The sequence below is a fragment of the Pseudomonas sp. GLN_2 genome (assembly GCF_043106005.1).
GTDB lineage: Bacteria > Pseudomonadota > Gammaproteobacteria > Pseudomonadales > Pseudomonadaceae > Aquipseudomonas > Aquipseudomonas alloputida.
This window is the reverse complement of sequence record NZ_JBICMC010000041.1, coordinates 167,369-180,495: the sequence shown is the minus strand read 5'-3', so window position 1 is coordinate 180,495 and position 13,127 is coordinate 167,369. Positions and strand designations below refer to the sequence as shown.

Sequence of the window (13,127 nt, the reverse complement as noted above, 5' to 3'; positions counted from 1 at the left end):
GGCTCCATCAATTTTAGGTACAAAAAACCGCTCACAACGGTCATAGTGGGTTCGCTACAATCGTGTAGTCCGCCTCTAGCGCGGACTACACTCGTTTAACCGGGTCTTGCCGAGTTCAGTCCGCAGCAGCGAATCGCTGAAGGTATACAGGTCGCCAAGCTTCGAGCTGCAGATTCTCGGCGTCGATGTGTCAGCTGACCTCAACGTATGAGCCAGCCGCTAGTGACGGGAGAGCAGAACTACTCTGCCTCAAGTGCCGCCAGACGGTCTTTGATTGACGCTTGCTCATGTGCCAGGGCTCGGATCATCAAAGAGTGCAGTTCATTTTCACGGAAGCCGTATCGATCGCCCGCGGCAGCCACCAATCGTACATACGCATCCGCAACAAGTTCGCCGGCTTCACTGTATTGGGCTGGGACAGTTTCGTATTCATCCTCCCAGGTGTCGTGGCATATGAGGCCGTAGCGACACGGGTCAAGCCCCTCCTCCTCAAATATTGCCATGGCACGCTGGACAGTCATGCCCAGGTGAAGACGCGCCCCATCTCCGCCCTTATTATTGATTTCGCCCAACCACTGGTACACGCCCAGCTCATTCGCAAGACGCAACCCAACCTTGAGTTCACGCGAGTCGAGTGTACGAACATCTGTTTTCTCGCGGCCGTCAGAGGTGTTAATCGTACCGGTACCAGCGAACAGAACAGAAGGACGGTTGGACGCCCTACCGAAAGTTGGACCGTTGTCTACCGATGGGTGTAGCACACCATCGGCTTTAAATACCCAAGCAGGATTCACGCCTGCACTGAGCGATAGATCGCCGACACTGTTTGTAGAAAGACCGTAGTAAACAGCCTTTACCGAGTCGTAGAAGCGATGGCCGACCGAGTAAGTCGGAACGTTGAGCACAGAAACGGAACCATTAGCTTCAAACAGTGGTGAACCATCGCGCGAAAAGTATGGGCCAGATCCGTTATCGGCAACAGTAGCGCCGGTTGCCCGTAGAACACTGCCGAATTGAGCACGGTAGCCATACCCAGTATTCCCAACCGCGGTGGAACCCTCTGCGTCAATGATACCTCCTGCCGTGGCATCATATCCGGTGGCGCCATTTCTAGAGCCTTCAGAACGAGGGCACAAAATCATTCCACCATAGGACGCCGAGAACCCCGAGGCCTTGTTGTTAATCGACTGGCAATCGTTTACTTCCAGACGGCCAGGTCCACGAATCTCATAACCGTTCCCCAGATTGCCAGTTGCCCGGCTGCCGCTAGCCCCAAGGAAACTGTTGTTGATGGAGATCATGCCCTGCAGGCCATTTCCTGACGCGATACACTGAGTTAGCCGCATGGCACCATTTACGTCGCAAATAAAACCATCCTCTCCGTTTCCAGATCCGATACTTAGCTTTGCCCGGATGTGACCACCCTCCGCATACCAACCACGCTTGCGGTTGGAGCTCGAGACCACATAGTTGGCTACTAAGTGAGACCGGCCAGCACAGACAATACCTTGTTCGCCAAATCCCGATACGCCAAGTACGGGGCCGGCGATACCATTCCCTGATGGGGAGAAGTTTGCATTGCTGCTAGCGCCACCAGTAATGACTGGAAGACACATGACAAGGCCATGCGCACCCGCTGTGCCCGTGCCAGCAGAAACCGACCAGTCACCCACGATGGCGAACTGATCAAAGCGAGCAAGCGCCTCCCCCCCCTCAAACCTGAAGCCGTCGCAGCCGTTAAATTGGAAGCGGGACTTAAGCACAGTCAGCGTGCCGTTTGTGATTTCACCTGCTGGAAAAGCCGCAGCGTGGTGGGTGTTTAGAACAGTCACCTGCCCAGCGCCGACAGCCGTAATCCTCCAGATGCCACTGTGAGCGTCGTAATCGCCGGTACCAGCCAGAATGCGGAGTATGGCGTAGTCTCCAACACTGATGCCCGTACTGCTTGGGATATTGAGCGTTACACTGTAAGCCTTAGCTGAACCGGTTACCGATACCAAACTGGTTACTGTTTTCGTAACAGGCGCTGAACCCACAATCTGTATACGATTTAGGTCTGGGCTATTAATTACAACCTGTTCTGTCAGCGTGACAACCCCTACTGGGACAAAGATGGAAAGAAATCCATCAACGCGTATCCGCTTTAGCAAGTCCAAAATCGCCGAAGAATTGGCCTGCGTCAGGTTGACCACAAAATTACCAACAGGCACACGAACAACCTGTGAAGTGGCAGCTGATGCATTTACAAATGCACTAGCAGAATCGGTAACCCCATCACCAATGGCTCCAAAATCCATTACCGAAACAATGTCGTGCAAACCATTTACATTTGTCACTGATGTAACTCCATTCTATTGACAATTAGAATCGCCTTCGGCGATCAGACTAATTTCAGGTACAAAAAAACCGCTTGAGGCGGCCGTTTGGTTCAGGCGGGATCAGGCAATGCTGTAGTACGCCTTCATGGCTTCAACCAATTCAGCCAGCTGCGACTTGCCCAGATCGGTCTTCAGAAGCGAGTCGCTGAAGGTGTACAGGTCACCGAGCTTCGAGTTGCGAATGCTTGATGCGTCAATGTGATAACCGACCTCGATGTAAGAGCCGGACGCCGGCGCGTAACTGGCGGGCATGGTCGCGACCGTGAAGGTGACGGCCTGGTTCACGCTTACCGACATGGTGCGGGTTGCGTTGTTGTAGTCCACCACAACAATCGCCCACCCGGCCGCTGGCGAGTTTGCGAAAGACCACGTCCCAGTGGTTCCAGTGTTGCTTCCAATCTTGCTCGGGTAGACGGACGCGGCTGAGCCGTAGGCTCTCAGCAAGGCACTGATATAGGTATCCGACGGGTCGAACCCAGAGAGGAAGTTGATCGGATACGTTCCCGCTGCGTCAGTGGCATTGAGGTTGACCGCCGCCACCAGGGTGAACGAACTGCTGAGACTTCCAGCCGGAAGCGCGAGACCAGCAGAGCCTGATCCATTGATGCCTAGCCCCAGGCGACCTGCAATTTCGCTTACTGCCAAATTAATGGCCTGGCTACCCTTTGGGGTAAGTGCTGCGCCAGTCACACGGCAGCGCCCCACTACCCCGCCGCCAGCGCCAGCCGTGAGCGAACGGGCGGCAACGGAGTGCTTGAGCGTGGAGATCTTGGCCGCGATGGTATCGGGGGTGTTCATATTGACGCGAGGAGCCCCAGCGCCCGCCGCGGCTGTTACGCCTGGTAGAACGATCATTTGTCCAGCCATGTTCATTTCCTTGATTGCTTGGGGTTATGCGGCTTGTACATTGATGCGCTGGTGACAGGTCCAGTTGTAGACAGGCTGGCCGTAGCCATCGAGGTCAGTGCTGCTGTCGCGCAGGCATGCGCGCGGACCGGTAACCGGACCACCTGCGGCGCCCACGGTGCCGATATCGGCAATGCCAATGTATGGGTTTGCCCCTGTGGGGACTGCACTCAGCGTGACCTCGAGGGTGTTATCGCCAAGCAGCTTCACGCTCTGGATAGTGGCCACGCCGGAGTCATCAACGTAACGGATACCCAGGTTGCCCGGGTCGGTGACGTTTACGGTGTCGATTACCAGCGGGCCGGATGGGGTATGGAAGCGCAGCGTCACCACGGAGCCACCCCTGGTGGCCGACACCGCATGGGTTGGCTTCCAAGATGCTCCATTGATGATGGCCTGGGCCGCCCGATCGTGCATGACGCCAAGGCGCATCGAGTTCTCTGCTGCCAGGTGAATCCCGTCAGTATTGGTCTGCAGCCAGTACTTGGGCCCGGCGCAATAGAAGCGGGTCGGGTAGGTCAGCGCCGCCTGCAGCTGTTCCAAGGGGACGAAGCTGGTGGCCGTGCTGTACATCGTCCAGTTGCTGATCTGGTCGAGCAGCAAGGGCACCGTCTGCGGCTGAGCGCTGATTGCACGAATGTCGGTGTCATAGTCGGTCTGCAGCTGTAACAGAGCCGCCAGGTAAACCCCCTGGGCCCGGTTGGCGTCGTTCTCACCGTGAATCCAGTCAACGAACGGCACCCGGTAACCCAACCCCAAACGAACGGCCTCAGCCTTGGCGTTGGTCACAGCGGTGATCAAGTTGGTATACGGCAACGTGCCCTTGCTCAAGGCAGCGATCGCGTAGCCGCCTCGGCCGTGACAGCTGACCAACAAACCGGCATTACTCGGGATACCGCGGGTCCGGTTGAGCTGCGCGGCCAGCTGAACGGCCGGCACTTCGTTGGTCTTGGCTACCAGCGGCTTGAAGGGCGCCACCATGGCTGCCGTGAGGGTATCGTCCTGATTGGTCAGCCGCACCCCGTCCTGCAGAGTCAGAAGGCGGTTCGCAGTCGGCGGCTGCAAGGTGGTTGGTGCGGCAGTCGCGCCCATCGATAGCGACTGGCCGGAGCTGACGATGTGCAGCAAAGTGGTGACGAAAGGGGCTACCGAGCCGGGCAGCGGTACATCGACTGTCACCGAGGAGACTGACCCGCTGCGGCGGATATAGCTGAGCCGGCCGCTGGACACTTGCGGCGAGAAGTTATCGCCGCTCGACGTGACCTGGTACGGCACGCCATCGATAAGCACCCAGATATCCTGGCCGCCAATCGGGCCATCAGCAAATGCACTCACGGCGCCGGTGCTCAGACCATAAACCACGACCTCGCCAGACCACTTGATGCCCAGCAGCACCACGCCATTGGTATCGGTGATGGCCCATGCATACTCGCCAAGAAGGTCAAGGCCTGGCAGCTTGTCCAGAACCGCATGCACAGCACCATTCTTCTTGATGGCGAGGATTGCTCGGAAGTACTGATCGAGAATCGCCCAGGGAAACTCCTCATCAAGAGACTGAGGGTAGGACAGACCATACGCCGTTTCGGCTAGCCCACTGGCCATCTGCGTTGCTTTTGCATTTGGGTAGCTGTCGACGAACATCGCCGCGCCACTTTCGTTCCGATAAACATTGACGTACTCGTCCTGCGCGCTGGAAAGCACGCTGAAGTTGGTGCCGTCAGCAGTTCCTTCCAGCCCTAGCGCTACAGAAGTGTACGGCATCGCTCCGCCAAGCAAGGTCGACAGGTTAGCCATTACCATAGCGCTGGACGGGCGCCATACCCCAGGCGACACCTCCACCATTTTCACTTCCGGCGACAGTAGCAGCTCGTCGGTCTTGTCGATCGTTTGTGTCAAGCGCGCGAGATCTTCTGCTCCGCTCATGTTTACTCCAGGCGAAAAAAAGCCCACCGAAGTGGGCAGAGAATTAGATAGCCGTGGCGCCTGGCCAAGACTTGGTGTACCAGCGTTCCAGCAAGGCGCGGAGCTGGGCCGTCATTACCGCGATTGGCATGCCGGCAAGCAGCGAGGTGAACTCGGCTTCGTCAATGATTGGCAGTTCGAAGAGCTCAAGCGTGGCCGTGTAGCGCCACACGTCATCGCTCACAAACTCGGGACCGGTGTAGATGTCGGTGAACCTGGCGCGATGCGGCTTCAGCCCCAGCGGAGTCCGAAGCGGGCAGAGAAACCAGTCGGCCCACCCGATCCCCCACTTGCACCACCCCTCAAACAGCTTGGCCTCTGCTGTCGAGAGCAACCAGCTGACGGGTAGCAGCGTAGGGACGCTGCCGAACCGCCGCCGCTGCATGGCCCGACCACTCGACATCGTCGTCCTGACTATCGGACTTACGGGCTTGAAGCCGTACCCATCCCCCACTGGCAGCGGGAGATCATCCGGAAAGGTCAGCATCCTCAAGCATCCTCAGGTGCAAAGTTGTCGTCATCCGCGTAGACACGCGCGTCGTAGTTGACCGCCTCCATATCCGCCGAGTAGTCACCCGGCTCGATGGATGTGATGAGGACCGGGTAGCACCACCTGTTCGAGACGCCGAACAGCAAGTGCGGGGGCTCAATCTCCAGGGAAAGATCCGGTTCGAAATCAATCGTCGGGATGATTACTCTGTAGTCGTCCAGGCGCGCCGCAGCCCATGGCCCACTGACAGAACCATCAGGCCTGCGAACTGCGAGCACATGGGTCTTCCCGGATTCCCAAGTAAACGGCTCGCTGCTTTCAACGATTACCGGCCCCTCTCCATGGGAACAATCAACCATTACCGCGGACTGGGCGTACCCCGGAATGTCATCTGCCACAGCGTCATAGCTGAGGTAACCGCTATTGAGCGCCGAGAGCTCGGTGCTCCAGCTGTAGCTTTTGGTCTGGTAGACCTGCGCCCGGCGCTGCCGCATGCCATACCGCCAGGCACGATCGCGGTCAGTGACGCCATCGAGCGTGATTTCCTCGACCCTGCTGAATGCGTCACCGTCCAGCTTGCACTTCACCGTTTCTTCCGCCCAGGTGTTCCCGTCCCGGTACTTGATAAGCACCCCGTCGTAGTCATCCGGTGCCGGCAGTGTGAACGCACGCTTCAGGGAACTGGTCATGTTCTGCGGCGTGTACATCTTGCCGATCTGGGTGCGCAGCTCATCGCGCACGGGCGTGATCCGTCCGCGCTCAAGCGTGAACTTAGCAAACCCGGCCTTCAACGCATCGTTCAGGGCGTCCTTGACCGTGCCCGCCTCCTCTACTGCGAAGTCGAAGTAGTCTCCCCGACTTTGCCAAGTAGCACCGTGGCGCACGAACTCTTCGATATCCAGATCGTCGTCAGTGGCGCCGGCATCCTCCGCTACGTAGTGGACCCAGGGTGCGATGTTCCGGGTAGCTGTCGGCGCCGACCAGGCGCCATCGACCAGCACCGGCAGCTTTCGCGTGCCGATCACTGATACCTGGCTCTCGGACTGTGCTGACAGCTTGGTACCGCCCCGGGCATAGACCGCGATCACCGTCACGCCGGGATAGCGCAGCGGCGCCTTGTCGATTCTGGCGCGCATGCCATACCACTGCACGCGGTCCTGCTTGGTGTTGGCAGTAGACTCTTCACCGATTCGGCGGACCCGCATTTCCCCACGCATGTAGGTCGGGAAGGTTACCGCTCGGGTGAAAGCGATCTGATCTCGGCGGGTTGCAGTGAAGGTCCAGAAAACGGAGGTCCAGTCACCTGCCGTGCTAGCATCGCGGTATTGCGCCTCGACCTTCACGCTGACCTGACGCTGGTTGCCGTTCTTCTCGGTGTAGCGGATCAGGCCACTCGGTAAGAAGAAGTCCAGCTCCACCCGCCGTACAGTCTCGCCCTCCGGGCAGACCACGAACGACCCCGCCCAGTCGCCTTCAGTGGTTGACCCGTCCAGCACGGCGCTCACGCCATTGCTCTGGATCGCGTCGAACCCATCCCACTCATCGTCAACCGAACCGGTGTCGGTCAGGCGGACGACTGTGATCGCTGAAGGCCCATGGCTCTCGTTTTCCGGGGTCTCGCTGTCATCGTCCACGGAATCATCAGAAACTTCCGTGATCCGGTAACGCATGTCGCGATAGCCTATCGATGAAAGCAATTCACCGGTCTGCAGGCCTACAGCTGGAGCGCCGCCGTCATACGCCATGGTCATCGAGGCATCTTGACCATCCGTTGCCGCCTCAGATTTCACGCCCGTCGCAAACACGGGGCTCGCACCCAGGATGTCGACGACTACACCGGTGATGGTCAGGCCGGTACCGGTGAACGGCGCGGCCTGCTCAGCAATCCGCAAGCGCCCGCTCGATGCACTGGCCACTAACGGCGTGCCTGCCAAAGCGGCGTTCACTGCAGACACCAGGCCGGCGAGGTCGGTGGTGGCAGTGGTCAGAGAAACGGGGAAATCGCTGGCTCCCCGAGAAACTGTAAAGCTCAGCGGCGTCACATTGAAGTCGAAGCGCGTAGGCGCCGCGCTGCCGGTTACCATCGAGGCGCTACCTGGCACTGCCGGCGTGCCTGGCACCTCTGGCGTATAACTGGCCACCACGTACTCGCCAGCATTGGCGCCCGATATCTCGATACGCATTCCAACAAACGGCTTTAGCATGGTCAGATGCGGGCCGCTGACCACGGTTGCGCTCCCATCAACCGGACCGGTGTATGTGTACGGGTACGGCACCTCAATGCGAGCGATCATTCCGCTGTCCCAACCGAGCGGGAACCAGCCAGCGCCCTCTGGGACGGTCAGCACATGGTCGGCAACCAGCACCGATTCGCCCGTAAACTGCTGGGCCACGGTGGTGGTTGTCGTGAGCGTGAGCCCTGCCCCGCCGGTGCTGGTTGACCCAACCTCGGTGGAGTTGTGCCACCAGAGCCGAGCCGGCTCATCAGCCAACGACTCGCCTGGGCCGTAGATCCGGTATCGCGCGGTGCTCCCAAGCGATGCGATCGGGGTATCGCCGATCTTCACGTCAGTCGGGTTGATCTCAAACTCACCCACGCCAACGCACAGCAGCATCTCCACCCACTGCTCCGTTTCGTTGACGAAGTAGTGCCGAGGGGGCACCAGGTAGTCAGGGAAGATTCGCGTGCGGCCGGCGACCTCCCGGATTATGTCCCCCACCTTCACCTGGTTGCCGGTGGTCTTCGCCAAGTTCAGGCTCTGCCCCTTTTGCGACTTGTTCGTCGGGGTGGCCAGCGGCTTCTGGGTGAGCATGATGACGCCGACTGCCACCACGGCCGCCACCACCGCCCACACAGCCACCTCAAGGCCTGTGCCCTTGGGCTCTGGGTAGATGCGGACCGTGTCCATCGGAGAAAACTCGACCTTGCCCCAATGGTCAGGTGAAATGAAAACCCCGTTCACCTCGATGCTGATGGGCGGTGCCGAGCGCGGCGCGTACCCTGGCACGTTGCGCTGCAGCCACCCCTCGATCGTCATCACCTTGTCGGTTCTGTGGCGCTCCAGGGGGGAGCCCTCAAGCTTGCTCGGGTAGAATTCGATCACGGTGATAACTCACTTTCAGGTACTGGTCTTGAAATCGCCGAAGCAGCTTGATGGTCGCCCCGCTGGGCTTCATCTCCAGGCCATGCAGCCGGCCTTCGGCCTCAACGATCAGCGCAACGTGGATGCAGATATCGCCCCGCCAGACGCAGGCGATAGCGCCGACCTCCGGCTCGCAGCGCTCCATGCCAACGGCTTCATGGTTGACCGCTCGGGTGAACTCCATCGGCATGGTGTTTCGGACATAGCCCCAGCTCGGTAGCAGCCGCAGGCCGTACACCTCATGACGCACCGCTCTGGCCATTCCCCAGCAATCGAAGCGCGCAGGACCGCGCCCGCCATCCTCGTAGGTGGCGGCCAAGTAGCTTTCAAACATCACACGTACCTAAGGCAGGGGGCGAAACTCAAGGTGTACTTGCGCCTTGGCCAGGCCAAATTGATGTAGTCGGAGTAGCCAGCCTGCAGTTGCACGCTGGCCCCTTCCATGAACCCGCTGAGCACCGTCATCCGGTACGGCTTCTCTGCAGATGCGGACAGGTCGGATGACAGGAAGATCCGGAACACCAGAGTGATCTTCTGCCGGGCCTCCAGCGCCTGATCGATCAGCTGCTGCGCTACGCCGGTGACGTTGTCGATGGCAAAGGTCAGCGTCTGGCTACCACTGTCGTCGCGCTTGGGCAGCGCTGCATCGAACGCTGCGGCGGTGAACTTCACCTTGGCCCCTGTCTCGAGGGTGGCCAACACATCGTCGAAGCCAGCACAGAGGTAGATCGGCGCCGTCCAGGCTGGACAACGAAGCTCAAGGGTCGGAATGATCCACGCCTTGCCGCCAGAGGCGTACAGCGTTGCAATCGCGGTCATCGCCCCACCCTTTTAGCCCCATACGTTTGTTCGTAAGCCTTGGCCAGCACGCCGCCTTGCCGGATACTTGCCACGCAGATATCAAGGATCTGACGACCATCCGGGCCCGTTGACATCTGAACTTGCCCTGCGCGACTGGCATCCTCATACAGGTTGACCTGGGGCGCAGGCTGAACCGGCGCCGGGCTGGTCGAGGGCACTGAATCAGCAGTGGCCGCCGAAGAACTGCCCGGCCCACCAACGAAGGCGGCACGACCGTCGCTGATGGCTTCCAGCGTGCCTACTCCAATGCGCGCGGTAGCCTCAGCATCGAACACGTACTCACCGCGGTGCACCGGGCCGGCGACCTCATCCTTGCGTCCGTGTCCCGTGTAGCCGCCATCCATGAAGCCCACACCCGACATCGCGGTCATGCCCACGGCCGAAGCCAGCGGGTTGGCGATAGTGAGCGCTGTGGCCATTGCACCTGGTGCCAGAGCCGGGCCAACGATTGGAATTGCCGCAGTCGAGGCAAATGCAGCCAGGCCGGCCTGCAGCGCTGTCGCCTGGGCATTCGCCGCCATCATTCCCGCAGCGCTCGCCTGGGTGGTCTTGCCAACGAGCAGCTGAACCCCTTGGTAAATGAGCCACTGCGCGGCCATGTCAGCCAGCGCATTGAGCACCGATTCAGCAAAGCCGCTGAGCATGTTGCCCAGAGCATCACCAGCACTTTCAGTCTCGGTAGCAACATCGGTCATGAAGGTGCTCAGTTCGCTTCGAGCACTTCCCAAGATGTTGGTGGTGGCATCGGCCGCTTGGGCGGAGTAGTTCTGCGCATCGTCAGCGAAGTTTGCCCAGGCCTCATGGACCCCGTTCATCCAGTTGGACTGCTGCTCATCAACCGCCGCGTAGAAGTCCTGCTGTGCCTGGAGCCGTTTACCGAGCTCTTCCTGAAGCACCTGTGTTTCGCTGGCATACAGCTCAGGGGCAAGCTGCCCTGCGTTTCGCTGCTCATTCAGGTTCTGGAGGTCTTCCACGTACTTCTGGCGAAGCGCCAGGTCTGCGCGCATGCGGTCACGGGCCTTGTCGCCCATGCCGATGCCGGCCAGCTCCTGGGCATATCCGTTCGCAGCCGTCTGAGTCCCGGCCTGCTGGGCCGCCCTGAAGGCGCTGAGTTTCAAGTCGTCCTCGTTGGCCTTCTTGATTTTGTTCAGCGCATCCAGTTCAGCAGCCAGCTCAAGCAGCCGTTTCTGCTGGACCTTCGACAGGTTGCCGAGCTTGCCCTGCTGCAGCTCAAAGGACAGCTTGGCGACCTCGGTTGCGTCCTTCTGCTTGTCGCCCGTGGTGTTGATCAGCTCGATCTGGCGCTTGTAGCCTTCCTCAGCTGTCTCGAAGTCTTTCAGCTGCTTTTTGGCAGCCTGTTCTGACTTGGACTCGCCTTCTCGCTTGGCCTTGTTGGCCTTGTCGTTGGCCTTCTTCTGCGCCTCGATGGCGTTGGCTGCCGACAGGATCGCCTGCCTATCTGTCTCGGTGAGGTCCGCATTCTCTGCGATGTAGCGGTTTGCGATCTTGATCGCGTCGTTGTTGTCTTGCAGGCCGCCGAGCTGTTTCTGCAGGGTTTCCAGGTAGGTCTGACCAGCGCTGCTCATGCCGGCCTTCGCGGCATTGTTCGCTTCGGTCGCTACCGTGTTTTCCTTGGTAACCCCGGTGAGGACGCGCAAGGTCTCGGCAATCAGCCCTGAACGCTGGTCAGCATCGCTGACGGCGCCGGCCTGCGTGATCCAGCCCTGAACGGTAGCAGCCGGCAGCTGCAGGCGGGCTCCTACTTCCTTGAGGATGGGCGCAAGGTCGGCACCTGAGGATCGAGCCTCATTAAGTCGGTCGATGACGCCCTGATATTCAGCCAGCTGCCTGTTGTACTGACCACCCGAGTCGCGTGCAGGAGCTGTCACTGTCGCAGAGCGGATGGCCTGGGCAAGTTCGCCATAGGCGTCCTTGATTTCATCCGTGGCCTTGATCTGCTCCTGCTGCCACTTGACCAAGGCTGCTTCGCGCTGGTCCTGGTTCAGCTTCTGGAGTTCCTCTCGAAGCTGCGAGACAGGTTTGTGCAAATCCTCAAGACTGGCACCGGCCTGGTCAGCATTGTCGCGAAGCAGGAGGAAACTTGCCGCCGCAGTGCCCGCCAGCATGGCTAGACCCATTGGCCCGCCAAGGACCGCCATCAGCCCGCCCCTTATGGTCGTGCTCGCCAAATTCGCCTGCGCGATTGCAAGGGCTTCAGTTGACGACTTGAGCGCGGCCTGCTTGGGGATTAGCTGGGTCTGAACCAGAGAAAGTCTTTGCAAGCCAGTAGCTGCAGCAACTGAGGCTTCGGCTTGTAACACTTGTGCTTGCGCGTAGATCCGCTGAGCTTCTGCAGCTCTGATAGCGGATTCAGCGCTTTGTATTTGGGCGGCGCGCTGGGCAAGTGTTGCTTTCACTGCCAAGTAGGTTTTGGCGGCGTAGTTAGTGAGAGCGGCTACACCGGCACCGCCAATTGCGACAGCTATCAGATCAACGTTCTCACCGAGAGTAATGAGTACTTTGGATAGGCCGCCTACAGCGCCGGTCTGCTCCTCCATCTTCCCTAAGAAGCTGCCAATCGCGTTGCTGATGTTCATCAGGGCGTCTTGAACGCTGGTGGACATTTCGGCCGCAGCTTTGCGGTTGACCTCCACATTGCGCAGCAGACCGGTATTGATGTAATCGAGCGACAGTTTGCCTTCGACACCGAGCTTTCGGATCTCCTCGGCGCTCTTTCCGGTGGCGCTGGCAATCGCAGTAACGATGGTTGGCATGGCGTCCTGAATGGACACCCAGCCATCCGCCTCGACTTTGCCGGTCTGCAGCGCCTTCGAATACGCATCCAGCGCCGAACCGGCTTTATCAGCAGCTGCTGCATTGGTCACCAGCAGAAAGCTGAAGCTGTCGGTGATATCCAAAGTTTCCTGGGTGTTGAAGCCCAAGCTACGCATAACTTCCGCAGTGCGGATATAAAGCTCTTGGGCTTCTGCCAGAGGCCGGTAAGTTTCCTGCGCAGTTTGCAGCAAGTGATCTTGAACCAGCTGATACTCGCTTGCGCTACCAGCTGCAGCCTTCATCCTGTCAGACATCTGCTCATAGGCGTCGACTTGCTGGATGATTCCGCCGATCAGACCGGCTCCGGCCACCGCCGCAAATGCGCCACGAATGAGAGTGCCGGCCTGCTGCGCCGCTGCGCCGGCCCGATCAAAAGCTGAGTCGACCTTCGCCAGACTCTGGTCAATCGCCTGGGATGACCGCGCGACCAGCTGATCCGCATTGGCCAACTCCCGACGCAGCTGAGCAGTGGTCGCCTCAATCTGGACCAGCATCCCCAGGACTTGTTGGTCGGCCATATGCGATCCCAAAAAAAGGCCCGCACAAGGCGAG

The 13,127-nt window shown here is 59.5% G+C and carries 8 protein-coding genes; all 8 read right to left on the bottom strand.

Annotated elements, in window-relative coordinates:
* Positions 1 to 239: 239 nt before the first annotated feature.
* Positions 240 to 2,336 carry a tail fiber domain-containing protein gene (locus ACF8Q6_RS11485; protein WP_392493336.1) on the bottom strand — a complete coding sequence of 699 codons (2,097 nt, stop codon included), beginning with the start codon at positions 2,334 to 2,336 and terminating at the stop codon, positions 240 to 242.
* Between the two features lie 102 nt (positions 2,337 to 2,438).
* Positions 2,439 to 3,245: a hypothetical protein gene (locus ACF8Q6_RS11480; RefSeq protein WP_392493335.1), complete on the bottom strand. Its 807-nt coding sequence runs from the start codon at positions 3,243 to 3,245 to the stop codon at positions 2,439 to 2,441.
* A 24-nt stretch (positions 3,246 to 3,269) separates the two neighbouring features.
* Positions 3,270 to 5,207 (bottom strand): hypothetical protein, encoded by a 1,938-nt coding sequence (locus tag ACF8Q6_RS11475; protein ID WP_392493333.1) that lies wholly within the window; start codon positions 5,205 to 5,207, stop codon positions 3,270 to 3,272.
* A gap of 43 nt (positions 5,208 to 5,250) precedes the next feature.
* Complete coding sequence (locus tag ACF8Q6_RS11470; protein WP_392498808.1) at positions 5,251 to 5,649, bottom strand: hypothetical protein; 399 nt, start codon at positions 5,647 to 5,649, stop codon at positions 5,251 to 5,253.
* An 86-nt stretch (positions 5,650 to 5,735) separates the two neighbouring features.
* Positions 5,736 to 8,840, bottom strand: a complete 3,105-nt coding sequence (locus tag ACF8Q6_RS11465) for a host specificity factor TipJ family phage tail protein (protein ID WP_392493331.1) — start codon at positions 8,838 to 8,840, stop codon at positions 5,736 to 5,738.
* Positions 8,812 to 9,213 carry a hypothetical protein gene (locus tag ACF8Q6_RS11460; protein WP_392493329.1) on the bottom strand — a complete coding sequence of 134 codons (402 nt, stop codon included), beginning with the start codon at positions 9,211 to 9,213 and terminating at the stop codon, positions 8,812 to 8,814. The genes ACF8Q6_RS11465 and ACF8Q6_RS11460 overlap by 29 nt, the downstream gene beginning before the upstream one ends.
* The gene (locus ACF8Q6_RS11455; RefSeq protein ID WP_392493328.1) at positions 9,213 to 9,698 is read right to left on the bottom strand and encodes a DUF1833 family protein; all 486 of its coding nucleotides are present in this window, start codon (positions 9,696 to 9,698) and stop codon (positions 9,213 to 9,215) included. The genes ACF8Q6_RS11460 and ACF8Q6_RS11455 overlap by 1 nt, the downstream gene beginning before the upstream one ends.
* Positions 9,695 to 13,093, bottom strand: a complete 3,399-nt coding sequence (locus ACF8Q6_RS11450) for a phage tail tape measure protein (RefSeq protein WP_392493327.1) — start codon at positions 13,091 to 13,093, stop codon at positions 9,695 to 9,697. Before ACF8Q6_RS11450 ends, ACF8Q6_RS11455 begins: the two co-directional genes overlap by 4 nt.
* Positions 13,094 to 13,127 lie beyond the last annotated feature (34 nt).

Coding starts and splice junctions, on each gene's coding strand:
- ACF8Q6_RS11480 (WP_392493335.1), bottom strand. CDS start 3,245: ATGGCTGGACAAATGATCGTTCTACCAGGCGTAACAGCCGCGGCGGGC.
- ACF8Q6_RS11475 (WP_392493333.1), bottom strand. CDS start 5,207: ATGAGCGGAGCAGAAGATCTCGCGCGCTTGACACAAACGATCGACAAG.
- ACF8Q6_RS11470 (WP_392498808.1), bottom strand. CDS start 5,649: ATGTCGAGTGGTCGGGCCATGCAGCGGCGGCGGTTCGGCAGCGTCCCT.
- ACF8Q6_RS11460 (WP_392493329.1), bottom strand. CDS start 9,213: ATGTTTGAAAGCTACTTGGCCGCCACCTACGAGGATGGCGGGCGCGGT.
- ACF8Q6_RS11455 (WP_392493328.1), bottom strand. CDS start 9,698: ATGACCGCGATTGCAACGCTGTACGCCTCTGGCGGCAAGGCGTGGATC.
- ACF8Q6_RS11450 (WP_392493327.1), bottom strand. CDS start 13,093: ATGGCCGACCAACAAGTCCTGGGGATGCTGGTCCAGATTGAGGCGACC.